This window comes from Curtobacterium sp. MCLR17_031, from assembly GCF_003234775.2.
GTDB classification, from domain to species: domain Bacteria; phylum Actinomycetota; class Actinomycetes; order Actinomycetales; family Microbacteriaceae; genus Curtobacterium; species Curtobacterium flaccumfaciens.
Window position 1 is genome coordinate 239,095 of sequence record NZ_CP126270.1, and the last position, 26,915, is coordinate 266,009.

A 26,915-nucleotide genomic window follows, 5' to 3' on the forward strand; every position below is an offset into this window, starting at 1 on the left:
CGTCACGACTGCTCCCGGTACGCGCGCCAGCCGCCGTGGTGGGTGATGTCCTCGGCCCCCTCGACCGCGAGCGGCTCGACCAGGAACCCGGTGACCTCGGTGCCGTCGTCGAGCGCCACGGTACCGATCGCCATCGGTGCCGGCAGGGCCGCGACGAAGGTGCCGAAGCCGGCGGCGGGCAGACGCCAGACCTCCCCGACGATGCCCGAGCCCGGCGCGGCGGCGCCGGACGCGACCGGACCCACGCGGACCAACCCGGGCTTGGGCGGCACCGTGTCGAGGGCGTACAGCCGGTAGTCGGACGCGGTGCGGGCCTCCCGGACGAACGATCCGCCGGATGCGACCAGCTGTCCGTTCAGCAGCTGCCCGCGCAGGTGCGCACCGACGACCAGCAGGTCGACGGTCGGGGCGGCGAACGCGGCCGCCAACGCCGCCAGGCGCCGGTCGCTGAACGCCGGACCGGTGAGCATGACGCCGAACGGCAGGCCGTCGACGAAGCCGGCGGGCACAGCGAGCGAGGCCATGTCGAGCAGGTTCGCGAAGTTCGTGTACCGACCCATCCGGCTGTTCGCACCGATCGGATCGGCCGCGACCTGCTCGAGCGTCGGGTGCCACGTCGTCGTCGGGGTGAGCAGGGCGGTCGTGCCCTCGAGTGCGGCGCGACCCGCTGCCCCGAACGCGTCGAGTCGTTCCTGGTCGGCGAAGAGCTCCGCGGCGGTCGGCCGTGCGCCACCGAGCACGATCGCGGCGACCGACGGGTCGAGGTCGGCACCGACCTCGTCGCGGTGGGCCTCGATGTGGGCGCCGACGGCCGCGTACCGCTCCGCGACGAACGCGCCGTCGTAGAGCAGCGACGCGGCGTCGAGCAGGGGTGCGATGTCGACCTCGACCACCTGGTGTCCGAGCGCACGGAACCGGTCGACGGCCGCGGCGAACGCCTCGGCCCAGCCGGGTGCGAGCCCGTCGAGCTGCGACGGCATCGGCACCGCGATGCGCGGGACGGCCGGCAGGTCGGCGAGGGCGAGGTCGGGCCGCGCGAGCGGGTCGACGCCGTCCGGACCGGCCATCAGCTCGGCCGCCGTGCGCGCCAGGTCGAGCGACCGGGCGAACACCGTGACGCAGTCCTGCGAGCGACAGGCGGGGACGACCCCGGTGTTCGGCACGACCCCCTTCGTCGGCTTCACCCCGACCAGGTTGCCGAGCGCGGCGGGCACCCGGCCGGACCCGGCGGTGTCGGTGCCGAGCGCGAAGTCGACGATGCCCAGGGCGACCGCCGTGGCGGAACCACTCGACGACCCGCCGGAGATCCGCGTCGGGTCCCAGGCATTCCGGACCGCGCCGAAGGGCGAGCGGGTGCCGACCAGGCCGGTGGCGAACTGGTCGAGGTTCGTCTTGCCGACGACGACGGCGCCGGCGGCGCGGAGCCGGGCGACGGCGGTGGCGTCGGCGGCGGGGTCGTGGGCGTAGGAGCGGGCGGCTGCGGTGGTGGGCAGGCCGGCGACGTCGATGTTGTCCTTCACGGCGAACAGCAGGCCGGCCAGGGGCAGGGACGGGTCCACGGCGAGGGCCTCGGCCAGCACGTCGGTGCGGTCGCGCAGGGTGATCCAGACCTCGGGCCGGTCGACGGCGTCGATGCGGGCGAAGGCGTCGCGGACGCGGGCCGCGGCGGACGTGGTGGCGGTCGCGGTGGCGGCGGTCGGGCCGGCGCTCGCCGCGCTCGTCCCGCTCACGCCGGCGCTCGTCCCGCTCACGCTGCCGCTCCGATCGCGGCGAGGACCTGGCCCGGCGCGACCTGGTCGCCCGGCTTGATGTACACCTCGAGCACGTGGCCCGGAACGGGTGCGTGCACCATCGACTCCATCTTCATCGCCTCCACGGCCAGCAGCTTCTGCCCCTCGTCCACGCGGTCACCCGGGCGGACGTCCACCTGCCACACGGTCGAGGTGAAGGGGGCGTACACGGCGGTCGACCCCTCGGGCACGGTCACGGCGTCGGCCACCACGGCGGCCGGTTCGTCACGGACGTCGAACTCGCCCGATGCCCGCCACCGCTCCTTCTCCTCGCCGAACGCCTGCGCCTGCTGCGCCCGGAAGTCCGCGATGGACCCGGCGTTGTCGGCCAGGAACCGGTTGTACGACGCGATCGAGAACTCGCCCTCGACGGTCTCGAACGAGCCCCGTCCGGCGTCCGTCTCGGCGCGCAGCTCGAGCAGTTCGTCGGCACCGACCGGGTACCACTCGATCCGGTCGAAGAACCGCAGCGCCCACGGGTTCTCCTGGAACAGCGCTCCGCGTCGGAACCGGTTCCAGATCTGCACGGTGCGGCCGACGAACTGGTAGCCGCCCGGACCCTCCATGCCGTAGATGCACAGGTACGCGCCACCGATGCCGACGGAGTTCTCGGCGGTCCAGGTGCGGGCCGGGTTGTACTTCGTCGTGACCAGGCGGTGCCGGGGGTCGAGCGGGGTCGCGACCGGGGCACCGAGGTACACGTCGCCCAGGCCGAGCACCAGGTAGCTCGCGTCGAACACGGTGCGGAAGACGTCGTCGACGCTCTCGAGGCCGTTGATGCGACGGATGAACTCGATGTTCCACGGCGTCCACGGGGCGTCGTTCCGGACGCCGTTCATGTACCGCTCGATCGCCAGGCGGGTGGCCGGGTCGTCCCACGACAGCGGCAGCTTCACGGTGCGCGACGGCACGACGAGCTGGTCGGTCGGCGGGATCTCGTCCTCGAGCTCGCGGAGCAGCCCCGCCACGTCGCGCGCCTTGAGCACGGACGCGTCGGTGTGCACCTGCAGCGAGCGGATGCCCGGCGTGATGTCGAGGATCCCCTTCGGCGTGTGCTCCTGCAGCTTCGTCATGAGCGCGTGCACGCGCATCCGCAGCGCGATGTCGAGGGTCATGTCGCCGTACTCGACGAGCACGTTGTCGTCGCCGTCGCGTCGGTACGCGACGCTCGGCCGTACGTCGGTCGCGTCCAGGCGGGCGATCACGCCGTCGTCGCCGTCGCCTCCGGTGCTGCCGTCGGTCCCGGTGCGCGGCACCGTCCTGGAGGCCCGGTGCGCGTCGAGCGCGGCGGCGTCGGCTTCGCGGACGGGGACGAACCGGACCGTGTCACCCGGTCGGAGCTGGCCCAGCTTCCACAGGTCGCCGCTGGCGACCACGGCGGGGCAGACGAAGCCGCCGAGCGACGGCCCGTCCGGTCCGAGGATGATCGGGGTGTCCCCGGTGAAGTCGATCGCACCGACGGCGTACGGGGTGTCGTGGATGTTCGACGGGTGCAGGCCGGCCTCGCCGCCGTCGGTCCGCGCCCACTCCGGCCGCGGCCCGATGAGGCGGATGCCGGTGCGCGCCGAGTTGTGGTGCACGGCGTAGTCGGTGGCGTAGAAGACGTCGAGGTCGGCCCGGGTGAAGAAGTCCGGTGCGGCGTGCGGCCCCTCGGTGACGGCGATCTCCCACGCGTCGGTGAGCGCGGTGCGGCGGTCGGCCGGGGTCGGACCGCCCACCAGGCCCAGACGGGTCCCGGACGGGAACGCCGGGTGCGGGGCGTCCGAGTCCGGGGAGCCCGGGCGCAGGACGTCGCCGGCGAGCAGGGCCCGCCCGGCGTGGCCGCCGAAGCCACCGAGCGTGAAGGTCGCGGTCGAGCCGAGGTACGTCGGCACGTCGAAGCCGCCCCGGACCGCCAGGTAGGTGCGGAGGCCCGGACCGGGTGCCGTGCCGATCGCCAGGGTCTGGCCGGCGCCGACCTCGACGGGCTCCCACAGCGCCACGGGTTCACCGTCGAGGGTGACCGGCGCCGGCGCTCCCGTGAGCGCGACCACCGCGGCGGCCGAGAACCGGAGCGTCGGGCCGGTGGCGGTGACCTCGAGCGCGGGGGCACCGTCCGGGTTGCCCACGGCGCGGTTCGCCTCGGCGAAGGACGCCGCGTCGAACGGGCCGCTCGGCGGGACGCCCACCTGCCAGTACCCGACCCGGCCGGGCAGGTCCTGGATCATCGTCATGGTGCCCGGGGCGACGACGTCGATGCGCGGGTCCGGGTCCTCGGTCGCGTCGAGCGTCGAGGTGGAGTGCGTGGCGGTGCGGAGCTCGAGGTCGTCGGTCAGCGCGCGGAGCAGCCCGGCGTTCGTGACGATGCCGTCGATGCGGGTGGCCGCGAGTCCGTCGCGCAGCAGGTCGAGGGCGTCGTCGCGGGTCTCCCCGGTGGCGATCACCTTGGCGAGCATCGGGTCGTAGAACGCGGACACCTCGGAGCCGGTCTCGACCCAGCCGTCGACGCGGATGCCGGTGCGCTCGCCGGATGCCGTGGTCGCGCTCGGGAACACGGCCTGGGTGACGAGGCCGCTGGAGGGCAGCGAGCCCTTCGCCGGGTCCTCGGCGTAGACACGGGCCTCGACGGCGTGGCCGTTCGGGGTCCAGGTGCGGTCGAACACGTCGGGGTCGATGCCGGCGGCACCGTCGCGGGCCAGGCGGAGCATGAGCTCGACGAGGTCGACGCCGAACACTTCCTCGGTGACCGGGTGCTCGACCTGCAGGCGGGTGTTCACCTCGAGGAACGACGCCTCTTCGCGCACCGGGTCGTAGACGAACTCGACGGTGCCGGCGCTGCGGTACCCGACGCTCTCGGCCAGGCGGCGGGCGGACGCGTGCAGCTCGGCGCGGACGTGCTCGGGGAGCGCCGGTGCCGGGGCCTCCTCGATGACCTTCTGGTTGCGGCGCTGCAGGGAGCAGTCGCGGTCGCCGATCACCGCGACGCGGCCTTCGCCGTCTCCGAAGAGCTGGACCTCGACGTGCCGTGCCGGCCGCACGAGCCGCTCGAGGAAGATGCCGGCCGACCCGAAGTTCGCGGTCGCCAGGCGGACGACGCTCGTGTACGCCTCGCGGACCTCGTCGAGGGTCGAGCACGCCTGCATGCCGATCCCGCCGCCACCCCCGGTGGCCTTGAGCATGACGGGCAGGCCGATGCGCTCGGCCTCGGCCACGGCGTCGTCGACGCTGGCGAGCAGCCCGGTGCCGGCGAGCATCGGGACCCCTGCGGCGGCGGCCAGCTCGCGGGCGGTGTGCTTCGCGCCGAACCGGACGATCTGGTCGGCGGTCGGCCCGACGAACCGGATGCCGGCGTCCTCGCAGGCCCGGGCGAAGTCGGTGTTCTCGGACAGGAACCCGTAGCCGGGGTGCACGAGTCCGGCGCCGGTGTCCTTCGCGGCCTGCACCACCGCGTCGATGCGCAGGTAGGAGTCGCGGGCCGGTGCGGGTCCGAGCCGGACGGCGGTGTCGGCCTCGCGGACGTGGGGTGCCGCGCGGTCGGCGTCGGAGTAGACGGCGACGGTGCGCATGCCGAGCGCCTTCGCGGAGCGGATGATGCGACGGGCGATCTCACCGCGGTTCGCGACGAGGACGGTGTCCGTGCTGAGGGCGGGGGTCTGGTTCACGGTGGCGGTCCCGGTGGGGTCGGGCGCGGCGGTCACGGCTGGACCACGATCATGCGCAGCGGTGTGCAGGAGAAGTCGTTGCAGGGGTTGTTCATCTGCGGGCAGTTCGAGACGACGACGAGCACGTCCCGCTCGGCACGGATCGCGACCCGCTTGCCGGGGGCGCTCATGCCGTCGACGATCCCGAGGGCGCCGTCGGCCTCGACCGGCACGTTCATGAACCAGTTGAGGTTCGACACGATGTCGCGGGCACCGAGTCCGTGGCGGCCGGCCTCGGCCAGGAAGTTCTCGCGGCAGCCGTGCTGGTACTGGGTGTGGTGCCCGTACCGCAGGGTGTTCGACTCCTTCGAGCACGCGCCGCCGATGGTGTCCTGCCGGTCGATCTCGTTCGCGACGACGGTCATCAGCGGGTGGCCCTCGTTCGACATCAGGACGGTGCCGGTCCGGACGTACGCGTTGCCCTGTGCGGCGAGGGTGTCCGGCACGCTGTACCGCTCGTCGGGGTCGTGGGCGTCGTAGAGCAGGCAGTCGGCGCTCTGGTTGCCGCCGACGTCGACGATGGTGAGCACCTCGCCGGCGCGCACCACGGCGGACCACGGCGCCAGCGGGGCGACCCGGTCGTCGCGGACCACGGTGCCCGGCACCAGGGACTCGCTCCAGTCGAGGGCGACGTCCGGGTCGTGGACGGCTCCGACCGGGACGGTGGAGGTGGGGGTGTGGGTCGTCGTGTCGGTCATCACAGGCCTCGGGCTTCCGCGTGGTCGATCGAGTTCAGGTAGGCGCGGGTGAGCTCCGGCGTCGCGGTGAACCGCTCGTCGGCCGCGGTCGTCGGGGCACCGCGCCAGGCGTGCACCCGCAGGGGTCCGACCAGGTAGTCCGGGCGCGGGTCGATCGGGTGCGCGACGTTCGCGACCAGGACGAGCAGCGGCAGCTCGGCGACGAGCGTGACGTGGGTGCCCGCCCCGGCCGAACCGGTGAAGGTCATCGCCCCTTCGGCGTCGATCCGCACGCCCTGGAAGAACGAGATGCTCGGCGGCAGGTCCCGCTTGGTGAGCCCGTGCTTCGCCGCGGCCTTCGCGAACAGCGACCGACCGCTCGGGGTGCGCCCCTCGGGTGCCGCGTCGCCGTACTTCCGCTCGTTCCAGGCGTCGGTCGAGGTGCCGCAGAACGCGTCGTGGTGCCCCGAGGTGTCCTCGAGCACGGTCGCCAGCGCCCGACCGTCCCCGCTCAGCAGCGGCGAACCCTGGCCCAGGTACGCCTGCCACGGGATCTTCTGGGTGTCCGCGACGTTGAGCCGCTCCCACGGTTCGAGCGCGTTGAACACCAGGACGTTGGCGCAGGCCTGACCCGTCGGGTCGTCGAACCGCAGCCGTGACCCGCGGGCCAGCACCTTGTGGGTGTACCCGCCCGGTGCCACCGTCTCGGCCCAGACGAGTTCTGCGGGGTCGACCCCCTCGGGGGCGAACGGTGACGACGACGCCGGCAGGTACGGCATGTACTCGGACTGCGAGCCGGCCTGGGCACGTGCGTCGGATCGGGAGGCGAGCACGCTGTCGGTCTGGTGGAGGTCGCGCATGGGGTTCCTTCCGGATCAGGCTTCGACGGAGGCGGCGGTCGGGCTCGCCGCAGTCGCGGCTGCGGGGACGGGCACCGCCGCGGTGGTGGGGACCTCGGCCAGGGTGATCGGCCCGTGGGTGCGGTGCCGCCAGCTCGACCACGCCCAGCCGACGAGCAGCACGCCGCCGATGAACAGCAGGGCGCTGTACTGCAGCCACCACGAGGTGCCGGTCAGGTCGTAGATCTCCGGCCGGGGCCAGATGAGGTTGATCGCCATGCCGATCTGGAACGCCACCGCCAGGGCGTTGAGCGGGATGCCCCAGCGACCGAGGGTGAACAGCGGCTTGCCGTCCTCGTCCACCCCGGTCGGCAGCCCCGTGCGACGGAGCTTGATCCGCTGGACCAGCAGCGGCCCGGTGACGCCGAGGTAGGCCAGGTAGAGCATCGCGATGCACAGGCTCGACAGGGCGGTGAAGATCGCGGACTGCCCGATGTTGACGGCGAGGGCCAGCCCGGCGCCGACCCCGACGACGATCGACGCGGCGATCGGGGTGCCGGTGCGGGGCGAGACCCGGGCGAGGGTGCGGTGGAAGGGCAGCGCCTTCTCGCGGGCCATCGAGTAGACCATCCGGGCACCGGCGGTCTGCACGGCGAGGGTGCACGCGAAGACGGCGACGGCGACGGTGCAGAGCAGGAGCCGGCCGAAGACGTCGCCGAGGGTCGAGGTGATCACCCAGGCGAGACCCTGGGTGGCGAGCTTGCCGTCGGTCAGGCTCGGGGCGGCGACGAGGGCGCCGATGATGAGCAGCCCGCCGCCGAGGCCGGAGACCGTGAGTGCCCGGACGATCGTCTTCGGGGTGGTCCGGCGCGGGTTGTGGGTCTCTTCCGCGAGCTCACCGGCCGAGTCGAAGCCGACCATCACGTACGCGGCCATCAGCGAGGACGCCAGGAACGCCCACACGTACGGCTCGGTGCTCGTCGACCCGGTGGTCGTGAACACCACGGAGGCGCTGCGGTGCGGCAGCAGGAACAGGGCGCCGATGAGCACGACGACGCCGATGATCTCGATGAGCACGCCGAAGCTCGTCACGCGGGCCATCAGCCGGACGCTCGTGATGTTCACGATCGTCGTCACGGCGAGCATCACCAGCCCGAGGACCACCGCGTTCGCGGCACCGGTCGGCGACGCGACGGACGGGTCCGCGCCCGGACCGCCGACGACCTGGAACCCGTCCCAGATCGCGGGGAGCACGGCCTGCACGGCGATGGCCGCCACCGCGACGGTGAGGATCTGGCCGATGATCATCGTCCAGCCGGTGAACCACCCGAACCGGGCTCCGGCCAGGCGGCTCGACCACTGGAAGATCGCGCCCGAGATGGGCCAGCGGGCCGCGAGCTGCGCGAAGTTCAGCGCGACGAGCAGCTGGCCGCCGAAGACGAGCGGCCACGCCCAGAAGAACGCAGCACCGCCGAGCCCGAAGCCGAGTCCGAACAGCTGGAAGACCGTGGTGAGGATCGAGACGAAGGAGAAGCCCGCCGCGAAGGAGGAGAACGAGCCGACCCCGCGGTGGAGTTCCTGCTCGTAGCCGAGGCGGGCGAGCCCCTGGGTGTCGACGTCGGACGTGGCGCGCGGTGCGTGGAGCGGTGCTTGCGGAGAACGCATGACTGCAGACCTTTCGCGGAGTACCTGTCGGTTGACAGGTAGTGCGACAAGTGTCTTGCGGCCCTGTGTCGGCGCCGTTGCCCGTCTGTTTCGAGTGCGTGACGGCAGGCCCCGGCGTGTAAACGTTCCGAGTCGGCGGGCGGATCAGCGGCGGGGGATCACCGGCGGGGGATCACTCGACGTCCACGTCCCGCTTGCCGCGGCGGACGATGAGCGGGTCCGGCTTGCCGATGACGTCGGCGGCCTTGTCCGGGTAGTCGAACTGCGTCAGGAAGTACCGCATGGCGTTGAGCCGCGCGCGCTTCTTGTCGTTCGACCGTACGATCGTCCACGGCGCGTAGCGCTTGCTCGTCCGGGTGAACATCGCCGTCTTCGCCTCGGTGTAGTCCTCCCACCGGTCGAGCGACAGCAGGTCGATGTCGGACAGCTTCCACCGTCGCACCGGGTCGAGCTGGCGCATCGCGAACCGGGTCCGCTGCTCGCGCCGGGTCACCGAGAACCAGAACTTCGTCAGGTGGATGCCGGAGTCGACGAGCATCCGCTCGAACTGCGGCACCTGGGTCATGAACGACTCGTACTCGTCGTCGCTGCAGAACCCCATCACCCGTTCGACGCCGGCACGGTTGTACCAGGAGCGGTCGAACAGGACCATCTCACCGGCGGCCGGCAGGTGCTGCACGTACCGCTGGAAGTACCACTCACCACGCTCGCGCTCGGTCGGCTTGCTCAGCGCCACCACCCGCGAGGTCCGGGGGTTGAGGTGCTCCGTGAACCGCTTGATCGTGCCGCCCTTGCCCGCGGCGTCACGCCCCTCGAAGAGCACGACGACCTTCTGACCGGTGTCCTCGAGCCAGTACTGGCACTTCAGCAGCTCGATCTGCAGCAGGTACTTCTGGTACTCGTACTCGTCCCGCGGCAGGCGCTCCGAGTACGGGTAGTCGTCCTGCCAGGTGAGCACCGGGTTGCCGTGCGGGTCGATCAGCTCCGGGTCGGCCGTCTGACCGTCCGCGACGCTGTACCCCTCGGTCCGCAGCTGTTCGATGTACTCCCGCAACGGCTGCGAGTACGGCGCTGTGTCCACGGTGTCCTCCCTCTGCGAGCCGATCGGCTGTCGGCCCCAGGGCCATCCTGGCCCGGCCACCCGCACGACCGCCCCACGCCTCGCCCTGGACGCGACCCGATGACGGCCTGGAGGCGCGGTGCGGGCCCGCCCCGTGCCTCCCGACCGCATGTGGCCCTTCACAGGCATGATGGGGCCATGACGGACCAGGCCGAGATGATCCACCCCGAGATCGCACCGAGCGGAGACGGGTGCGTCGAGTGCGACGCGACCGGCTCGTGGTGGGTGCACCTGCGCCGCTGCGCGGCGTGCGGCCACGTCGGCTGCTGCGACGACTCCCTCAACACGCACGCGACGCGGCACTGGGAGGAGACCGGGCACGCGGTCATCCAGAGCTACGAGCCCGGCGAGACCTGGGCCTGGGACTACCGCGACGACACCCGCTCCGAGGGGCTCGAGCTCGCTGCCCCCACCAGCCACCCCGTGACGCAGGCAGTCCCCGGGCCGGCGGATCGCCTTCCCGGGGACTGGTTGGAACTGCTCGGCGGATCGCGCTGATCCGCGGCGGTCGTCAGGTCAGACGGCCGCGGTCGCCTCGTCGCGGTGCGGGAGCTTCCAGCCCGGACGCACGAAGTGGCAGGTGTAGCCGTGCGGGTTCTTCTCGAGGTAGTCCTGGTGCTCGTCCTCGGCCTCCCAGAACGGGCCGGCCGCGGTGACCTCGGTGACGACCTTGCCGGGCCAGATGCCCGACGCGTCGACGTCCGCGATGGTGTCGAGTGCGACCTGCTTCTGCTCGTCGGTCGTGTAGAAGATCGCCGAACGGTAGCTGCGACCGATGTCGTTGCCCTGGCGGTCCTTCGTCGACGGGTCGTGGATCTGGAAGAAGAACTCCAGCAGGTCCCGGTACGAGATCTGGGACGGGTCGAAGACGATCTCGACCGACTCGGCGTGGTCGCCGTGGTTGCGGTACGTCGCGTTCGGCACGTCGCCGCCGGAGTAGCCGACGCGGGTGCTGACGATGCCGGGACGACGACGGAGGAGCTGCTGCGCTCCCCAGAAGCAGCCGCCGGCGAGGATGGCGGTCTCGGTGGTGGTCATGGTGGCCTCCTGGGCTCTCGTGTCACTGGCTGCGACACCGTGTGGTGCAACCGGCAACAGGGACGATCTGTTCCCGTCGTCAGGTCCGCTGTGGGGCACGGACCCACCCGGGTGTGCGGTCGGTACGACTCGACCCTACGAGTCCGTGCTCCGTGTCACCCCTGCGGTACGGTCGGGCTCACATGAAGAGGTCATCCATCGACGAAGTCCAGCGCCGTCGGGAGACGAACGCGTGCGGCAGCGGCTCCGTCGCTGAGCTCCTCGGCGACGCCGGTACCGCAGACGGCGACCTCACGGCACGGCTGCGATTCCTCTGATGAGCCAGCAGTTGTGGCAGGTCTTGTTCAGCATGCTCGTGTTCGGGGGCGCTGTTTCGTCGGGTATCGCGGTCCTGAGTTCCGCTCGGCGCGCACGGAGTCGGCCACGAGGGCAGAAGCATCGCAACACCCCGATCGAGATCGTGCTGATCTGCCTTGGGTTCCTCTTCATCGTCACGGCGTTCTCCGTCGCGGTGACGAAGGCCTACGCATGACACCCTCGACTCGACGTGATCAGCATCGCAGCGGAATGACCTTGCTCGTGGAAACACGTGGACGTCTGTCGCGTTCGCGGTCGAGGGTGCCCAGAGACTCTCTCGGGAGACGTCGGCGCGGTACGGTCAGGGCCACATGAAGCGGTCGTCCATCGATGAAGTCCAGCGCCGTCCCCGTGGTTGGTGGCTGCTCGGACTCGCGTTCTGTTTCCTCGTGTTCCTCGAGGTGTTCGTGGCGATCGGCTCGCTGCCGGGGATGCTCGCCGCGCAGCTGCTGTACACGCCGTGTGGCTCCGACGAGACGATGCGGTGTTCGTACGCGGTCGGCGATGTCGCGGAGTTCCTCGTGCCGTTCCTCGCACTCGTCGTCGCGATCACGACCTGGGTCATCGGGGCGTCTGGTGCTCCCACGGTGCGGCGACAGTTGCTGATACCCACGATCGGCCTCGTGGTCATCGTCCTGATCTTCGCGCTCGGTGTCGTCGCGATCAATCTGTCGATCCGATGACCGTCGTCAAGCGAGCTCGCCCCCCTGCGCTCCGGAGGACCTGATGCCGTTCACTCCAGAAGAAGCCGCCGAGCAGTCGGCGATCCTGGCCGACCTCCGAGCGCTGGGGTACGACTTCTCGAACCTGTCCGTCTTCGCCCAGGCCGGTGTCCGGTACAAGGACGCGGTCCCCCTGCTGATCGAGTGGCTGCGGAAAGCGACGACGCCAGCGATGCAACAGGATCTCGCTCGGGCGTTGAGCAATCCATCCGCGAAGGGGACCGCGATGCCGGCGCTGGTCGAGGCGTTCCGGAACTTCACCGACGAAGCGGGCACGCGCTGGGCGGTGGGGAACTCGATCGAGACCGCGTACGTGGACACGTACTTCGATCACGTGGCAGCGCTCGCGCTCGATCCGCAGTACGGACGCGCACGGCAGATGGTGGCCCTTGCGCTGGGGAAGTCGAAGCGGCCCGAAGCGGTCGACGTCCTCCTGCAACTCATGGACGACCACGACATCAGCGGGCACGCGGTCTTCGCGCTGAGCAAGCGGCCGAACCCGCAAGCGCGCGAAGCGTTCGAGGAGAAGTTGACCGACGACCGCCCGTGGGTGCGGAAGAAGGCCGCGCTCGGGCTGCGGAAGATCGGGTGAAGCCCGCCGCTCATGCGAAAGGAACCGTAGGAATGCCGGATGACACCGTCGTCACGCACGAGAACCCAGTGCTGGGAGTCGAGACGGTCGTCCGTGTGGAGCTCGACCCGTCGTGGGACCCGATCCGCTACGAAGACCTGACGATCATCGTCCTCGACGACGGCCGCAACGTCGTCAGCTGCGTCCCCTTCTTCGCGAAGGACGTCCATCTCGGAGACATCATCGACACGGTCGAGAACACTTCGACCGGACAGCTTGAGTACGGAGGTCGTGTCGAACGGGGACAGTCGTGGGTCTTCAGGATCAGTCCTCGTGATGCAAGCGCCTTCCGCATCGCTCACGACGTCATCCACGAATTCGGCGGCGCCGTCGAGACGTGGGGCTCGATCACAGGAGTAGCGATCCGAGGGGATGTGGCTGCCGACCAGTTCGCGGACCGGTTGCAGCGGCTGGAAGACGACGGACTCCTCGAGTACGACACCGCAGAGCGCTGAGCGGGCGAGCGTGTCATGGGGTGGCGAATCCCTGACGCGGGACAGCATCCGATGCTCGCGGCCCCGCACCCGGCGAACGATCGACCGGTTCCGGACACCGACCTGGAGGCGCGACGTACTGCCGCTGTTGTCGCGGCTGCGGGGCTACTGTCGCGCAGGGTCTCACCAGCTCCTGCGCGGGCCTGAGTTGAGACGAAGCTCCTCAACCATCGACCATGAGAGACAGCCGGTCGTTCAGCAGCACGCCCGTCGGGGCTCACACGCTCAGTTGAAACACCGAAGGGGCCACGACAGGAGGTTGTCGCGGCCCCTTCGGATCGCGTCAGACCTGAGCGGCCGCGAGGACTTCCTTCGGCAGCACCTTGGTGGCACCCAGAACCTCGATCCCGAGGAGCAGCCCGTTCTCGTCGAAGTCGAGCGTCACCTCCCCGAGCTCGCCGGGAGTAGCCACGGAGTGCAGCTGCCGTGCACCAGCTCCGTCTGCGATCTCGTCGACGGAGCTGTACGCCGCCTCCACGGTCTGGTCGTAGGTGATGCGCATGGTCTAGCCCTTCGTGACAGTGATGACGTTGCCGGTCTTGTTGTCAACGATCACCCGAATCTTGTTTCTACCCGAGCCCTGCGTGAAGACGGAGGTGCCCTTGTTCCCCGCCGTCTTCTTGACGATCGGCTGTCGAGACGCAGAGAAGCCCGGGCACAGGTGCTGCGGCGGGGCTCTTGCCTGTTCTCTTGGAAGAAGGTGGCCCTCGCGCCGGGGCCGTCCTCATGTTAATGCACACGGAAGGCGCGGTACCAGCTGGCACCGCGCCTCTCGTGTGGTTCCCGAGTACGTTGCTCAGTCCACCGCGTCGCCGATGGCGGCACCCACGCCGCCGGCCGCGACCACAGCTGCTGCCCACGCCACGGCGGCCGGGGTGGCCGCCACGGGGCGGAGCCCGCGGAATGCGGTCGCGTCATCGGTGTCGAACGGGATGTCGTTGAGCTGTGGGATCTGCTGCATGGTGCTGGTCCTTTCTCGTGGGTCGGGGGTTCAGTTGCCCACGGTCTCTTCGACCGCGTACGCGGCGACAGCCCCGGTGAACACGGAGGTCGCAGCGAGTGCTGCGAGCGGGGTCGCTGCGAGGGGCTGCTCCGGCGCGAACCGCTGCCCGCGGTCGCTGTCGAAGGCGATGTCGGCGATGGTCGTCATGCTGGTGTCCTTCCGTTGCATTGCGTTGATGGCCGGACCACGGTGGTCCGGCCGCCGGTCCTGCGGACCGGGGTCACTCTCGTCGGGCTGAGACGACGAAGACTGCGGCGGCGATGGCGAGGACGACCGGTACCGAGAGCCACACCAGGCCCGGCAGGTCGAACAGGAGTATCGCCACGACGAGTGCGATGAGCACGATGGGGGCTGCGAACCAGAGCGTGGCGCGCGAGTTGACGTTCATCAGGTCTCCTCCTTCGATCGAGCGGACGCCGTCGGCGGAGCCGCGGCTCGACGGGGCTCGTGCCCGTCGGTCATGGGTTCCCGACGAGAGGCGAAGAGCTCCTCGACGGGTACGTCGTCGTCGTGGCCACCGGTGCGCACGATCGCGAACTGCACGGCGTCTGCGCGACCACTCGTCTCGGCAGCCACGGTTCGGCGCACGAAGGCGAGCAGCGCCCGGTAATCTGCTCCGGCTTCGTAGCCGTCTGGCTGTTGCTCAGCGGCGACCAGGAAGCGGCCGATGACGTCGAAGAGGCCCTTGTCGATCCGGCGGCCGGGGAACCAGGCCATGTGCGCGAGGCGGCGCGCGGCGGTCTCCTTCGTCCGGCCCCACTCGCTCACCTCGCCGTCCACTCGGAATCGGTGCAGCAGCTCGAAGTCCATGGACGCCGGTACCGGTGCGAAGAACCTCCAGTTGGGGATCAGCAGGGCAGCTGTGTCCACCTGGCGAACCCGGTCGAATCGACGGTTGGGGTGTTGCCCGATGACCGTGGCGATCAACCACAGCGCAAGTCCTGCGGCCAGCGGCAGGTGGCCTCTGCTGTTCCGCCGGCCCATCACTGCTTCGTTCCGATCATGTCGCGAACCAGTTCGCCGACGCGTCGGACCGGGCCGGAGTGGATGAGCAACCCGTCGTGGGTCGAACGGACGATGGCTCGCTGCCCGGCGTGCTCGCGCGCTACTCGCTGATGGGCTGCGCTCACCGCTGGCTGGAGTTCGTCACTCGTGCTGGCAGTCACGACCAGGACCTGCGTCGCTTTCGGGAATCGGGGACCGGGTCGGTCGTCGAGGAGATCCACCTCCGCCGCCTGCCACTCCGCGCGGCCGGTGCGCCACAGTCGGGCGTTCCGGTACACGGCGCTGAGGTCCTTGGTGGGCGCACCGCGGGCTGGTATCGCCCACGTGGACGCATCGAGCAACCAGCCCCAGCCCGTCCGCAGCGACCACTCCATCAGCGGGAACCCCTCGGTGAGCGACCGGACCGCCGACAAGACATCGTGGTCGGGCTGGTCGATGAATCCTGTGGTCGGGTCGAGCAACACGACTCCGGCGACTTCGCGTCCGAGGGAGGTGACGTGCTGCCGGAGGAGGTACCCGCCGAAGGAGTGTCCGATGAACCAGATTGGCCCGTCTCCGGCGTATCGGTGCACGAGTTCACGCAGGTCGTCCGCATAGCTGCTCAGGGGCGCGGTGGGACTCGTGCTCGCCCCCGTCCCGGGCCGGTCGTAGGTGAGTGTCGCGATGTCATCGCCGAGTTCCGCGATGAGTGGTTCCCAGTACTCCTGGACGGCGACGAGCGAGTTCTCGAACACCACCAGTGGTGCACCTGCCCTCGCCGCCGCCGCCGCCGCCGGACGGTACCGGACGGCCAGCTTCGACCCCGCCGCTGTCTCGACCAGCTCTTGCTGGGCTCTCGGACGCCGGCTCCGCCGAGCGTCGATGACCTGCCGCGCGATCGCCTGGACGCCGACCGCCGTACCGATCGTTCCGAGCACCAGCGGGAACCCGTCGTTGCGGGCGGGATGGGTCGACGTGCGATCTGCCGTCACGAAGAGGACCGCGGGCTGCAGAGCGAGGAACGCGGGCAGGAAGCGACCGAGTCCCATCGTCGCGGCGATGGTGAGGTGCATACCCGCGATCGCCGCCAAGTAGGCGATCCGCATTCTCGGTCCCGAGACGAAGACCACCGGGAAGGCGCACTCGAGGATGAGGGTCGCAACCTCACCCGTTCGAGCAAGGGCCGGCCGGTCCCGGAGGATCCGCCACATCACCTCCGAGCCGTACGTCCTCGTCCGCATGACTCCCAGGAGCGCGGACCCGTTCCGCCAGGGCGCTCCGAGCAACTTCACCCATCCGGACACGAGGTACGACAGCGTCGCTTGGCTCGCGATCGCCCACAGCGCCGTGTCGACGGTGGCGACCCGTCCCGAGCTCCGGGCCACGCCAGAGAGTGCCTGCGTGAAGAATGCGGCTTGGTCGCTGCCGTCGCCACCGTTGTGGTGCAACGGGCCGAGTGCGTAACCGGTGACCACCGTCACAGCGGACGCGGCAGCGCGGACGCGGTTGTCCTTGATCGGCGAGAGGTGGACCAGTGCAGCAGCCACTCGCATCACATGCATCGCGGTCACTACTCGTGGCCGGTACACCTGATCGAGCACGCGCTTGAGTGGTTCGTTCCGGACCAGCGCCGACCCGCGCAAGACAGCCCAGTCGTTCAAGCCGCCCGATCGTCGGTTCTCCGCGTTCGCGAGGTGTTCCAGGCTGCCGAGCAGCACCACGAGCGCTGAGGCGCGTTCGGTCGCCTCGACCACAGCGGTGCGGTCGGTTGCGCGATCCAGTACGCCGCGCACGACGCGATCGACGATGCGCATCACCGCGCCACCTCGAACTCGATTGTGTAGGTGGGCGACTCCGCGGTGACCGGACCACCGGCCCGGTCTCCGGTCACCGAACGGACATCGAGACCGACCTCGGCTGCCATGTCAGTCAGGACGTCGACCGGAGTCAGGAGACTCGTCTCGGTCCCGATGATCGTCCGTCCACAGTCGTGCCACAGATGGCTCACCTGCCACAGCCCGGCCTCCTCGTCGAGCATCGAGTAGGTCTGCAGGCCCCGTCCTCTGCCCGGATAGGGAACGAACCAGCTCGCTCGGCGGCGGCCTTCGTGTAGTCCCAGCACCACCTCGGGATTGTGCGTCTCAACCACCAGCCGACCATCGTCTGCGAGGTGTTCACGCGCGGTCGCGAAGGTGGCCCGCTGTTCGTCGCGGCTCAACAGCATCGAGAGCGACGCACACACGCTGAAGACCAGATCGAAACGCCGCTCGAGACGCACATCCGTCATGGACCCCTGGATGAGCTCGACATCGACGACGGCGTCCTGCGCACCTCGGCGGCACCGTTCGAGCATCTCCGGCGACAGGTCCACCCCGGTGACCGCAACTCCGGCATGAGCAAGCGGAACAGCGATACGACCGGTCCCCACCCCGAGCTCGAGTGCCGTGGTCGGCTGGGACTGCGTCAGCAAGCCGACGAGGTCCGGATCGGGCGGGAACACGTCATCGTAGATCGCCGCGAACTGCTGACCGTACGTCTCCTGCATGGTCTGATCCCCCGATCTCGGACTCCCTCGGCCCTCTTTCAAGACGGTAGACCTGTGCGTCTACTCAGGCCCGAAAAGGCAATCAGTTCTCAGTTTATTGTGAGCTTGCCTCGGTCCTCTCGCGCTTCCGCTTGATCCAAGTGCCGAGCCCTTGCGCGAACACGACGACCCCACACACGACGAGCACACCGACCAGCACCGGCGTCGGAATCATGTTCAGAGGCCCTTGATTCACGCGATCTTCCGGAGCGGCAACCACCGGTCCGACGACGACGCCCATGATGACGAAAACCGCCCCGAGCCCCATCTCTGCGACTGGATGAGGCGAGTTGAAGAACTTGGCCATCCGACGCGTTCCCATCCTCGAACTTCGCGCACGTGCGAGCGCACGACTGATCGAACCATGGAGTCCCGGTAGCCGGTGGATCACCGCTACACGACAGCTGTCACCTTCGACGCCTTCCGTTGCCTACTGCCGTCTGACCAGGGGTATTCCCGTATACCTGTCCCGCAAAAACGCCCGGTGAAGGGGTGCCAAACGCTCCATGCCACCCCGGGCGACGAAGGCCAAGGAACCCGCGCCGGCATCCTTCTCGACCCCGGCATCGCCGTGACGGTCACGGACGCCCCCGACGACAACCTCGAGCACGAGGACCGGAACTTCGTAGCCGAGATCACGGTGCGTCCGCACGGTGGCGGAGCCTCGCCCGTGACTCGGCCGTGTACCGACCGGAGGCGCGGTGCCAGCTGGCACCGCGCCTCCGGTCCGGGGTGGGGCCGCGTCAGCTCGCGGTGTCCTCGAGCGCGTCGAGCGCGGCCACGTCCTCGGCGGCGAGCACGAAGTCGACGTCGGCGTTCTCGGCGATGCGCGACGGGGTCGTGGACTTCGGCAGGGGCAGGACGTTCTTCTCGAGCAGGTAGCGGATGGCGACCTGGGCGACGGTCTTGTCGTACTTCGCCGCGATCTCGGCGATCTGCTCGTTCTCGAGCAGGCCGCCGGTGGCGAGCGGGGAGTAGCCCTCGGTCAGGATGTCGTGCTCGCGGTCGAAGGCGGTCGTCTCGTCCTGGGTGTTGCCGATGAACCAGCGGATCTGGTTGGCGTGCGGGACGACGTCCGTGCGGCCGAGCAGGTCCTCGAGGTCGGTGACGGCGAAGTTCGAGACGCCGATGCTCTTGGTGCGGCCGGCGTCGTAGAGCTCCTCGAAGACCTTCCACACCTCGACGTTGCCGTCACGGTGGTCGGAGCCCATGTCGCTCCAGGGCCACGGCGCGTGGATCAGGTACAGGTCGACGTGTCCGAGGTCGAGGTTGCGGCTGGACTCCTCGAAGGCGTCGCGGGCGCCGGACGCCGTCTTGATCTCGGCCGGCAGCTTCGTGGTGATGAAGAGTTCGTCGCGGGGGATGCCGCTGTCGCGGACGGCCTCGCCGACGCTCGCCTCGTTGCCGTACGCCAGGGCGGTGTCGATGTGGCGGTAGCCGAGCTCGAGGGCGGTCTTCGTGGCGTCGTACGCGTCGGAGCCGGACGGGATCTGCCAGGTGCCGAAGCCGATCTTCGGGATGTGCAGACCGTTGGACAGGGTGAACGTGTCGATGAGTGCGGGCATGCAGCGGACAGTACGCCGGTCGGGTTCAGCCACGGTCACGGTGCGGAACGCGGCTCCGCCGCGCGTCGCGCCCCTGTTCGGGCATCGCGCCCCGACTCACAGGGGCGCGATGCCTGCCAGGGGGCGCGAACGGGGCCAGCAGACGGACGGGAGGCCCGTGGCGGTGTCGCCACGGGCCTCCCGTCCGGTGTGTGCTGCGGTTCAGCGCGCGGTGCGCGTCCCGATCCGCGGCAGGACGAACCCGAGCACGATCATCGCGACGGCCAGGAAGGCGTGCAGGACGTTGTCCGCGCTGTTCAGCGGCACGAAGTTCGCGCCACCGGCCATGCCCGCGGTGAAGAGCCCGTAGACGAAGAGCACCGCGTAGACGATGCCGCCGGCGACCAGGTACAGGCGTGCGGAGGCTGCACGGCGGGCGGCGAGCAGCCCGACGATGCCGAAGAGCAGGTGCACGATGTTGTGCAGGACGGACACCTGGAACAGGCCCAGGAGCAGGGCCATGGAGCCGTGGCCGGCCATGGACATCGAGCCCATGTCCATGGTGAGTCCGGGGATGAACCCGGCGATGCCGACGATCAGGAAGACGACACCGAAGACGAACGCGCCCCGCTGGGTCCACGTCGAACCGGAGGTGGTGCGTGCGGTTGCTGCGCTGCTGGTCATGATCAGCCCTCTTTTCTGTACGCGCCGCAGTGTGCGGCACACATGACATTCGGAGCGCTTCCCCGGTCGGTTTGCAGGTCAGTGCTCGGCGGTCACGGCGGCGGTCACCGCCGTGGTCACCGCGGTGGTCAATCCGCGCACCAGCAGCGCCCGCGATCGGGCGGTCGCGGTGCCGTCCGGATCGCTCCACGCGGCGCGGGCGAGCCCGTCCACCAGGGTGATCACGGCGTCGGCGACGATGGGTACCGGCTCGGACGGCGTCGCTCCGTGCCGTGCGGTCCAGCGCTCGATCCCGGCGACCACGCCGTCGCGCCAGAGCCGTCGTTCGGCGTCGAGCAGGTCCCCGTCGCCGTCCGGGGCGAGGGCCGTCGCGCTGAGGGCCTCGAGCACCCGGAACCGCTCGGGCTCGCGCCGCACCAGGTCGAGGTACGCCGAGATCCCCGCCTCGAGCGCCGCGGCGAGGTCGTCGTGCTCGTCGGCGGCCGCGAGCACCGGCGGCAGGACCGCACGCGCCTGCCGTTCGAGCAGCGCGACGACCAGGTTGCGCCGTGCACCGAAGGCGTAGTGCACGACACCGTGGGCGACGCCGGCTCGAGCGGCGACGGCCCGGGTGGTGAGGCCGCGCAGGCCGTCGTCCCGCACGACCAGGGCTGCGGCGTCGAGCAGTTCCGCACGCCGGTCCTGTCGGCTGCGGTACCCGCGCGACTGCTGGTCCTCGGTCATCACAGGAAGCGTACGGGGCGCGTGCAGGACCGGCCGTGAAGATGAAGTCGGCCACGTGGCCAAATCATCGAGCACCCGAGGAGTCACCATGGAGACCGTCGTCCGAGCAGCAGGACCCGCCGAGCTCGAGGCGGCCGCAGCCGTCCTCGCCGAGGCCTTCGCCGACGACCCGGTCCTCGCCGAGTTCCGGCCACCGCGACCCGGCGAGGACCGCCCCGCCGTGCTGACCGGACTGTTCGCCGCGCTCATCCGGTCGGTGCCGACGCCCGCCCGTCGGGTGGACGTCGCCACGATCGGTGACCGCGTGGTCGGCGCCGCCTTCTGGCAGGCACCCGGTCGGCAGCCCGGTGGCGTCCGCGCCTTCGTACGGCAGGTGCCGGCGTTCCTCCGGACCCTGGGGCTCGGCGGAGCGCTCCGTGCGGTGGCGCACCTGCGCCGCATGGAGCGCGCCCGACCGGTCACCCCGCACTGGTACCTCGCCGAGATCGGGGTGTCGGCTTCAGCACGTGGTCGGGGCATCGGCGGACTGCTGCTCGGCCACGCACTCGAGCGCGCGGACCGGACGTCGGACGGCGCGTACCTGGAGTCCTCCACCCCGGTGAACCGCCGGCTGTACCGACGGCACGGGTTCGCGGACGGCGCGCCGATCGCGGGGTTCCGCGCGGCGACCCCGATCAGCATGTGGCGTCCGGCCGCCGGCTGACCCGACGCCGGGGACACCGACCCTGTACCGGCATGCACGAGCCCTGCCTACCGTCCACGGCACACCACGACGAGAGGAAACACCATGGCAAGTGGAGTCGCAGCAGTCTGGGTCCCGGTCAGCGACATGGAGCGCGCCGTCGCGTTCTACCGCGACACGCTCGGTCTCACCGTCAAGGACCAGTCCGACGACTGGAGCGAGATCGACGCCGGCGGCCTGATGATCGGCCTGAACGGGCGCGAGTCCGCCAGCCAGGCGAGCGAGGGCGGCGCCGTCGTGTCGTTCCAGCCGGACGGCAGCATCGAGGACGAGGTCGCCGCGCTCAAGGAGCGCGGTGCGGACATCCAGGGCGAGATCAGTGAGCACCCGTGGGGCAAGATCATCCCCTTCAAGGACAGCGAGGGCAACGACCTGCAGCTCTACTCGCCGCCGCAGGGCTGACCTAGCGGGTGCGGGACGCACCCACGGACGGACTGGAGGCCCGTGGCGACGCCGCCACGGGCCTCCCGTCCGTTCTGCGGCCGGCTACGCGGACCCGCGCCAGACGACCTCCGTCGGCAACAGCAGACCGCGTGGACCGTCGTCGGTGCCGCCGATCTGTTCGAGGACCTGGTGTGCCGCCTGCTCGCCGAGCAGGCGCGCCGGCTGCCGTACCGTCGACAGCTGCGGGTCGCACCGCAGTGCCCAGGCGCTGTCGTCGAACCCGACCACACCGACGTCCGACGGCACGCTCCGGCCGCTGCGCTGCAGGACGTCCATCGCACCGGCGGCGACCGCGTCCGACGCGGCGAACACCCCGTCGATGTCCGGGGCTCGCTCGAGAAGCTCGCGCATGCCCTCGGCGCCGGCGGTGTAGCTGAACAGGGGGTTCCGGGCGACGAGGTCGGGGTCGAAGCGCTCGCCGAGTGCCGCGGTGAACCCCGCCAGGCGGTCCTGCCCGGAGTCGCGGTCGAGCCCCGACGCGAGCATCCCGATCCGGCGTCGACCGGTGTCGATCAGCCGCCGGGTGATCTGCTCGGCGGCGGCGCGGTTGTCGATGCCGATGTACGAGATGTTCGCGGCGTCGGACGGGTGCCCGACGAAGCACGCGGGCATGCCGATCTCCTCGATCGCGCCGGTGATCGGGTCGCCGTCGCGGGCGGACAGCACGATGGCGCCGTCGACGAACCCGCCACGCAGGTACTCGACGACGCGTTCGCTGTCGCGGGCGGAGTCGACCATGATCGTGACGAGCTGCTGGTCGGCGTCGGACAGCACGGCGTTCGTGCCGATCAGGATGTTGCCGATGTTGGGGTCGTCGAGCACCACGACCGAGGGTTCGTGGACGATGAGCGCGATCGCCCCGGACCGCCGGGTGACCAGGCTGCGGGCGGCGGCGCTGCGCACGTAGCCGACACGTCGGACGGCGTCCTGCACGGCCTCGCGCGCCTTCGGCGACACGTACGGCTCGTCGTTGAGCACCCGTGAGACGGTGCCGCGCGACATCCCCGCTTCGTCGGCGACGTCCTGGATCGTGGCGCGCTGACGAGCGGATCGGACCTCGGACATGGGGCAACCATATCCGCCACTGAGGAGCCCTCGGAACGCCTCGCAGTTGACAGGGTGCAGCCGCTGGTGTTTGATCTGGGAGCGCTCCCAGAAACATCCGGCCCGATCGGCCGGTGCGAACTGGGAGCGCTCCCAGAACAATGGGTGGCCTTCGCCGTCGAAGGGGTCGCACGCGACCGAGGCGGCCGGGGTCGCCCCGATCAGCGAGGATCCCCGTGACGACCACCACCCTGCCGACGACCGCCACCGGCGCGCTCGGCCTCGGCTCGACGGGCCTCGCGTTCGGGTGCGACTACAACCCCGAGCAGTGGGACCCCGAGGTGTGGGTCGAGGACGTCCGGCTCATGCGCGAGGCCGGCGTGAACCTCGTCGCGATCAACGTCTTCGGCTGGTCGCACGTCGAACCGCGGCAGGGCGAGTACGACTTCGCCGCGCTCGACACCGTCATCGAGCTGCTGCACGGCGCGGGCATCGGGGTCGACCTGGGCACCGGCACCGCCTCGACCCCGCCGTGGCTCACCACTCGGTACCCCGAGGTCCTGCCCGTCGTCGCCGACGGCACCACCCGCTGGCCCGGTGGCCGCCAGGCGTTCTGCCCGAGCTCGCCGATCTACCGCGAGCACGCCCTCGCCCTGGTCCGCGCCACCGCCGAGCGCTACGGCGACCACCCCGCCGTGCGGCTCTGGCACGTGTCGAACGAACTCGGCTGCCACAACGCGCACTGCTACTGCGACGTCTCCGCCCAGGCGTTCCGCGGCTGGCTGCAGGCCCGGTACGGCACGGTCGACGCACTCAACGCGGCCTGGGGCACCTCGTTCTGGAGCCAGCGCTACTCCGCGTGGGAGCAGGTGCTGCCGCCCCGCGCGACGCTGTCGTTCACGAACCCGGCGCAGACCATCGACTTCGACCGGTTCTCGTCCGACGAACTCCTCGGCCACCACCGTGCCGAGGCCGCCGTCCTGCGCGAGCTGAGCGACAAGCCCGTCACGACGAACTTCATGGTCGCCGCGCACATCACGGCGCTCGACTACTGGTCGTGGGCCGGCGACATGGACGTCATCGCGAACGACCACTACCTGGACCACCGCCTGCCCCGGCCGCACGTCGAGCTCGCCTTCGCCGCCGACACCACGCGTGGCCTGGCCGGCGGCGCCCCCTGGCTGCTCATGGAGCACTCGACGGGTGCCGTCAACTGGCAGCCGCACAACGTCGCGAAGGCCCCGGGCGAGATGCTCCGGAACACCGCGGCGCACATCGCCCGCGGCGCCGACGGGGTCTGCTTCTTCCAGTGGCGCGCGTCCGTGCAGGGCAGCGAGAAGTTCCACTCCGCACTGCTGCCGCACGCCGGCACCGAGTCGGGGACGTGGCGCGACGTGGTCGCGCTCGGCGCCCTGGTCGAGCGGCTCGGCGAGCTGCGCGGCTCACGCGTGGTCGCCGACGTGGCGCTCGTGTTCAGCTGGGAGAACCAGTGGGCGGCCGACCTGGAGGCCCACCCCAGCACCGCGCTCCGCTACCTGGAGCAGGTCCACGCCTTCCACGCCGCGCTCTGGGACCTCGGCGTGACCGTCGACGTCGTCGCCCCCGGGGCACCGCTCGACGGGTACGCGCTCGTCGTCGTCCCCGAGCTGTACCTGGTGCGCGACGAGCACGCGGCCGTCATCGCCGACCACGTCGCCGGCGGCGGGCACGCGATCGTCAGCTGCTTCAGCGGCATCGTCGACGAGCGCGACCGGGTCCGCACCGGCGGCTACCCGGGCGCCTTCCGTGACCTGCTCGGCGTGCGGGTGGACGAGTTCCTCCCGCTCGCCGCCGACGCCACGATCGCGCTGTCCGACGGCACGACCGGCAGCGTCTGGTCGGAGCCGGTCGAGCTGCGCGGTGCGACGAGCATCGTCGACTACGCCGAGGGCTCGCTCGCCGGGCGTCCGGCCGTCACCCGCAACGAGCACGGCGCCGGGACCGCCTGGTACACGTCCACGGTGCTCGACGCCGGGGCGCTGGGCGGCTTCGTCCACCGCGTCCTCGACGAGGCCGGGGTGCGCGCCGACCCCGCAGTCCGCTCCGGACTCGAGGTCGTCCGTCGCCGGGACGACACCCACGAGTGGGTCTTCCTGCTGAACCACTCCGACCGCACCGTCGAGCACCACGAGGCCGGCCACGAGCTCGTCGCCGACCGCCCCGTCACCGGGACCACCGCCATCGCCCCCGGCGGGACCCAGATCATCCGCACCGACAGGAACCGCTCATGACCACCACCGCACAGTCGCCCAGCGCGACCCGACGACGCCGGGGCGGCGGGTTCCGCTACCGCCGCGCCATCGCGATCTTCGTCCTGCCGTTCGCCGTCCTGTTCACGGCGTTCTACCTGGTCCCCATCCTCTACGCCGTGTGGGAGTCGCTGCAGAAGATCGAGCGGCAGGGCACGTTCGGCGCCCCGACGCAGGTCTTCGGCGGTCTGAGCCAGTACGCCCTGGTGTTCCAGGACGGCGAGTTCTGGAGCTCCGTGCTCCGCGTGCTGCTGTTCGGCGTCGTGCAGGTGCCGGTGATGCTCGGGCTCGCGCTCCTGTTCGCCCTGCTGCTCGACTCCCCGCTGCTGCGCGGCAAGCGGTTCTTCCGCCTGGCGTTCTTCGCGCCGTACGCGGTGCCCGGCGTCATCGCCGCGATCATGTGGGGCTACCTCTACGCCCCCGACCTGTCGCCGTTCTCCGCGGTGACCTCGCGGGTCGACCTGCTCGGCGGCAGCACCGTGCTGTGGGCCGTCGCCAACGTCGTGACCTGGGTCTACGTCGGCTACAACATGCTCATCATCTACTCGTCGCTCCTCGCGATCCCCGCCGAGGTGTACGAGGCGGCGAAGCTCGACGGTGCGTCCCAGCTCCGGATCGCCCTGTCGATCAAGATCCCGCTCGTGGTGCCGGCGATCGTCCTCACCGCCGTGTTCTCCGTCATCGGCACCCTGCAGCTGCTGACCGAGCCGACCGTGTTCCGCCAGTTCACCTCGACCATCTCGTCGACGTTCACGCCGAACATGCTCGTCTACTCGACGTCCTCGGTGCCGAACTTCAACCTCGCCGCGGCTTTCTCGGTCGTCCTCGCCGTCGCCACGTTCGTCCTGTCGATCGGGTTCCTCCGACTGACCCAGCGGAAGGCCGCCGAATGACCGTCAACGCCCCGTCCCAAGGTGACCTCGTCCGCGACGTCGGCCGACCGCTCGAGCCGAACCGGGCCTCCCGTCCGCCCCAGCGCGGAGCGCGCGGTCCCCGTGAGAGCGTCATCTCGCGCAGCGCCGCGATGATCGTGATGGGGGTCTTCACCCTCTACTTCCTGCTGCCGATCTTCTGGCTGCTGGTCTCGTCCACCAAGACCGCCGCGAACTTCAACTCGACGTTCTCGCTGTGGTTCAGCGCCACCTCGGTGCAGGACTTCTTCGGCAACCTCGTCGAGCTGTTCACGCGGCAGGACGGCATCTACCTGCGCTGGCTGCTGAACAGCATCGCCTACGCCGGGGTCGCCGGCCTGCTCGGCACGGTGCTCTCCGCGATGTGCGGGTACGCCCTGGCCAAGTACCGGTTCCGCGGCCGCGAGGTGCTGTTCAACGTGTTCCTCGGCGGCGTGCTCGTGCCGGCGACCGCCCTGGCCCTGCCGCTGTTCCTCATCTTCAGCCAGGTCGACCTGACCGACACGTTCTGGTCGGTGTTCCTGCCGAGCATCGTCAGCCCGTTCGGCGTCTACCTGTCGCGGTTGTTCGCGGCGTCGAGCGTGCCGGACGAGATCATCGAAGCGGCCCGCATCGACGGCTCCGGCGAGGTCCGGACGTTCTTCACCGTGGCCGTCCGACTGATGTCGCCCGCGCTCGTGACGATCTTCCTGTTCCAGTTCGTCGCCGTGTGGAACAACTTCTTCCTGCCGCTCGTGATGCTCCGCGACTCGTCGCTGTTCCCCGTCACCCTCGGCCTCTACACGTGGAACTCGAGCGTGAACCAGTACCCGGACCTGCGCACCCTCGTGCTCATCGGGTCGTTCGTCTCGATCATCCCGCTGCTCATCGCCTTCCTGAGCCTGCAGCGCTTCTGGCGCTCCGGCCTGGGCTCCGGCGGCCTGAAGTAGCCCCTCGACCCGCACCCCTTCC

30 protein-coding genes are annotated in these 26,915 nt (G+C 70.4%); 11 read left to right on the forward strand and 19 right to left on the reverse strand.

Features of this window, described 5'->3' with window-relative positions; genetic code table 11:
* Nucleotides 1-2 precede the first annotated feature (2 nt).
* The 6 genes from DEI96_RS01235 to ppk2 all read right to left on the reverse strand — a co-directional run bounded on the left by DEI96_RS01235 (nucleotide 3) and on the right by ppk2 (nucleotide 9,732).
* Nucleotides 3-1,751, reverse strand: a complete 1,749-nt coding sequence (locus tag DEI96_RS01235) for an allophanate hydrolase (protein ID WP_284183623.1) — start codon at nucleotides 1,749-1,751, stop codon at nucleotides 3-5.
* Nucleotides 1,748-5,467, reverse strand: a complete 3,720-nt coding sequence (uca, locus tag DEI96_RS01240; RefSeq protein ID WP_502866289.1) for an urea carboxylase — start codon at nucleotides 5,465-5,467, stop codon at nucleotides 1,748-1,750. The genes DEI96_RS01235 and uca overlap by 4 nt, the downstream gene beginning before the upstream one ends.
* Nucleotides 5,464-6,168 (reverse strand): urea amidolyase associated protein UAAP2, encoded by a 705-nt coding sequence (locus DEI96_RS01245; RefSeq protein ID WP_111024044.1) that lies wholly within the window; start codon nucleotides 6,166-6,168, stop codon nucleotides 5,464-5,466. The genes uca and DEI96_RS01245 overlap by 4 nt, the downstream gene beginning before the upstream one ends.
* Entirely contained in the window at nucleotides 6,168-7,007 is an 840-nt protein-coding gene (locus tag DEI96_RS01250; protein WP_071404759.1) for an urea amidolyase associated protein UAAP1, read from the reverse strand. Before DEI96_RS01250 ends, DEI96_RS01245 begins: the two co-directional genes overlap by 1 nt.
* Before the next feature lie 15 nt (nucleotides 7,008-7,022).
* The gene (locus tag DEI96_RS01255) at nucleotides 7,023-8,651 is read right to left on the reverse strand and encodes an APC family permease (RefSeq protein ID WP_111024045.1); all 1,629 of its coding nucleotides are present in this window, start codon (nucleotides 8,649-8,651) and stop codon (nucleotides 7,023-7,025) included.
* A 172-nt stretch (nucleotides 8,652-8,823) separates the two neighbouring features.
* Complete coding sequence (gene ppk2 / locus DEI96_RS01260; RefSeq protein WP_027467245.1) at nucleotides 8,824-9,732, reverse strand: polyphosphate kinase 2; 909 nt, start codon at nucleotides 9,730-9,732, stop codon at nucleotides 8,824-8,826.
* Nucleotides 9,733-9,909: 177 nt separating this feature from the next.
* Here ppk2 and DEI96_RS01265 point away from each other — a divergent pair, with 177 nt between their 5' ends.
* A complete protein-coding gene (locus tag DEI96_RS01265; RefSeq protein WP_071404761.1) occupies nucleotides 9,910-10,269 on the forward strand; it encodes a UBP-type zinc finger domain-containing protein in 360 nt (119 codons plus the stop codon).
* 18 nt (nucleotides 10,270-10,287) lie between these two features.
* On the opposite strand, the gene msrA is transcribed toward DEI96_RS01265, so the two are convergent.
* Complete coding sequence (msrA, locus tag DEI96_RS01270) at nucleotides 10,288-10,809, reverse strand: peptide-methionine (S)-S-oxide reductase MsrA (protein ID WP_111024046.1); 522 nt, start codon at nucleotides 10,807-10,809, stop codon at nucleotides 10,288-10,290.
* Between the two features lie 182 nt (nucleotides 10,810-10,991).
* Between msrA and DEI96_RS01275 the strand changes: the two genes are divergently transcribed.
* The 5 genes from DEI96_RS01275 to DEI96_RS01295 all read left to right on the forward strand — a co-directional run bounded on the left by DEI96_RS01275 (nucleotide 10,992) and on the right by DEI96_RS01295 (nucleotide 12,974).
* Nucleotides 10,992-11,126, forward strand: coding sequence for a hypothetical protein (locus DEI96_RS01275; RefSeq protein ID WP_258372871.1), 135 nt, complete (start codon nucleotides 10,992-10,994; stop codon nucleotides 11,124-11,126).
* Nucleotides 11,126-11,341: a hypothetical protein gene (locus DEI96_RS01280; RefSeq protein ID WP_111024047.1), complete on the forward strand. Its 216-nt coding sequence runs from the start codon at nucleotides 11,126-11,128 to the stop codon at nucleotides 11,339-11,341. The genes DEI96_RS01275 and DEI96_RS01280 overlap by 1 nt, the downstream gene beginning before the upstream one ends.
* Before the next feature lie 136 nt (nucleotides 11,342-11,477).
* The gene (locus DEI96_RS01285; RefSeq protein WP_111024048.1) at nucleotides 11,478-11,849 is read left to right on the forward strand and encodes a hypothetical protein; all 372 of its coding nucleotides are present in this window, start codon (nucleotides 11,478-11,480) and stop codon (nucleotides 11,847-11,849) included.
* A 43-nt stretch (nucleotides 11,850-11,892) separates the two neighbouring features.
* A complete protein-coding gene (locus DEI96_RS01290; RefSeq protein WP_111024049.1) occupies nucleotides 11,893-12,480 on the forward strand; it encodes a HEAT repeat domain-containing protein in 588 nt (195 codons plus the stop codon).
* A gap of 32 nt (nucleotides 12,481-12,512) precedes the next feature.
* Nucleotides 12,513-12,974 (forward strand): DUF4265 domain-containing protein, encoded by a 462-nt coding sequence (locus tag DEI96_RS01295; protein ID WP_111024050.1) that lies wholly within the window; start codon nucleotides 12,513-12,515, stop codon nucleotides 12,972-12,974.
* Nucleotides 12,975-13,296: 322 nt separating this feature from the next.
* Here DEI96_RS01295 and DEI96_RS01300 read toward each other — a convergent pair whose 3' ends face one another.
* From DEI96_RS01300 to DEI96_RS01350, 11 genes are all read right to left on the reverse strand, one after another.
* A complete protein-coding gene (locus DEI96_RS01300) occupies nucleotides 13,297-13,515 on the reverse strand; it encodes a DUF2283 domain-containing protein (protein ID WP_111024051.1) in 219 nt (72 codons plus the stop codon).
* A 294-nt stretch (nucleotides 13,516-13,809) separates the two neighbouring features.
* Nucleotides 13,810-13,974 carry a hypothetical protein gene (locus DEI96_RS01305; RefSeq protein ID WP_181422590.1) on the reverse strand — a complete coding sequence of 55 codons (165 nt, stop codon included), beginning with the start codon at nucleotides 13,972-13,974 and terminating at the stop codon, nucleotides 13,810-13,812.
* Between the two features lie 30 nt (nucleotides 13,975-14,004).
* Nucleotides 14,005-14,163 (reverse strand): hypothetical protein, encoded by a 159-nt coding sequence (locus tag DEI96_RS01310; protein WP_181422589.1) that lies wholly within the window; start codon nucleotides 14,161-14,163, stop codon nucleotides 14,005-14,007.
* A 73-nt stretch (nucleotides 14,164-14,236) separates the two neighbouring features.
* Nucleotides 14,237-14,404, reverse strand: a complete 168-nt coding sequence (locus DEI96_RS01315; protein WP_146237639.1) for a DUF4175 domain-containing protein — start codon at nucleotides 14,402-14,404, stop codon at nucleotides 14,237-14,239.
* A complete protein-coding gene (locus DEI96_RS01320) occupies nucleotides 14,404-14,826 on the reverse strand; it encodes a hypothetical protein (protein WP_110863537.1) in 423 nt (140 codons plus the stop codon). Before DEI96_RS01320 ends, DEI96_RS01315 begins: the two co-directional genes overlap by 1 nt.
* 173 nt (nucleotides 14,827-14,999) lie before the next feature.
* Nucleotides 15,000-16,814 (reverse strand): alpha/beta fold hydrolase, encoded by a 1,815-nt coding sequence (locus DEI96_RS01325; RefSeq protein WP_111024052.1) that lies wholly within the window; start codon nucleotides 16,812-16,814, stop codon nucleotides 15,000-15,002.
* Complete coding sequence (locus tag DEI96_RS01330) at nucleotides 16,814-17,545, reverse strand: class I SAM-dependent methyltransferase (RefSeq protein ID WP_111024053.1); 732 nt, start codon at nucleotides 17,543-17,545, stop codon at nucleotides 16,814-16,816. Before DEI96_RS01330 ends, DEI96_RS01325 begins: the two co-directional genes overlap by 1 nt.
* A 94-nt stretch (nucleotides 17,546-17,639) precedes the next feature.
* Nucleotides 17,640-17,891, reverse strand: coding sequence for a hypothetical protein (locus DEI96_RS01335; protein ID WP_111024054.1), 252 nt, complete (start codon nucleotides 17,889-17,891; stop codon nucleotides 17,640-17,642).
* A 436-nt stretch (nucleotides 17,892-18,327) separates the two neighbouring features.
* Nucleotides 18,328-19,149, reverse strand: coding sequence for an aldo/keto reductase (locus DEI96_RS01340; protein WP_111024055.1), 822 nt, complete (start codon nucleotides 19,147-19,149; stop codon nucleotides 18,328-18,330).
* A gap of 201 nt (nucleotides 19,150-19,350) precedes the next feature.
* Complete coding sequence (locus tag DEI96_RS01345; RefSeq protein WP_027467234.1) at nucleotides 19,351-19,812, reverse strand: DUF4383 domain-containing protein; 462 nt, start codon at nucleotides 19,810-19,812, stop codon at nucleotides 19,351-19,353.
* 78 nt (nucleotides 19,813-19,890) lie between these two features.
* On the reverse strand, nucleotides 19,891-20,535 hold the full coding sequence (locus tag DEI96_RS01350; RefSeq protein ID WP_181440556.1) for a TetR family transcriptional regulator: 645 nt from the start codon (nucleotides 20,533-20,535) through the stop codon (nucleotides 19,891-19,893).
* An 88-nt stretch (nucleotides 20,536-20,623) separates the two neighbouring features.
* On the opposite strand from DEI96_RS01350, the gene DEI96_RS01355 reads away from it, so the two are divergent.
* Both DEI96_RS01355 and DEI96_RS01360 read left to right on the forward strand, forming a co-directional pair.
* Nucleotides 20,624-21,238, forward strand: coding sequence for a GNAT family N-acetyltransferase (locus DEI96_RS01355; protein ID WP_111024057.1), 615 nt, complete (start codon nucleotides 20,624-20,626; stop codon nucleotides 21,236-21,238).
* A gap of 84 nt (nucleotides 21,239-21,322) precedes the next feature.
* Entirely contained in the window at nucleotides 21,323-21,679 is a 357-nt protein-coding gene (locus DEI96_RS01360) for a VOC family protein (RefSeq protein ID WP_110863529.1), read from the forward strand.
* An 84-nt stretch (nucleotides 21,680-21,763) separates the two neighbouring features.
* On the opposite strand, the gene DEI96_RS01365 is transcribed toward DEI96_RS01360, so the two are convergent.
* Entirely contained in the window at nucleotides 21,764-22,786 is a 1,023-nt protein-coding gene (locus DEI96_RS01365; RefSeq protein WP_111024058.1) for a LacI family DNA-binding transcriptional regulator, read from the reverse strand.
* 215 nt (nucleotides 22,787-23,001) lie between these two features.
* Here DEI96_RS01365 and DEI96_RS01370 point away from each other — a divergent pair, with 215 nt between their 5' ends.
* The 3 genes from DEI96_RS01370 to DEI96_RS01380 are packed head-to-tail and all read left to right on the forward strand — an operon-like array spanning nucleotide 23,002 to nucleotide 26,893.
* Nucleotides 23,002-25,035 carry a beta-galactosidase gene (locus DEI96_RS01370; protein WP_111024059.1) on the forward strand — a complete coding sequence of 678 codons (2,034 nt, stop codon included), beginning with the start codon at nucleotides 23,002-23,004 and terminating at the stop codon, nucleotides 25,033-25,035.
* The gene (locus DEI96_RS01375; protein WP_027467229.1) at nucleotides 25,032-25,946 is read left to right on the forward strand and encodes a carbohydrate ABC transporter permease; all 915 of its coding nucleotides are present in this window, start codon (nucleotides 25,032-25,034) and stop codon (nucleotides 25,944-25,946) included. Before DEI96_RS01370 ends, DEI96_RS01375 begins: the two co-directional genes overlap by 4 nt.
* A complete protein-coding gene (locus DEI96_RS01380) occupies nucleotides 25,943-26,893 on the forward strand; it encodes a carbohydrate ABC transporter permease (protein ID WP_258372873.1) in 951 nt (316 codons plus the stop codon). The genes DEI96_RS01375 and DEI96_RS01380 overlap by 4 nt, the downstream gene beginning before the upstream one ends.
* The last annotated feature ends 22 nt before the right edge of the window (nucleotides 26,894-26,915 follow it).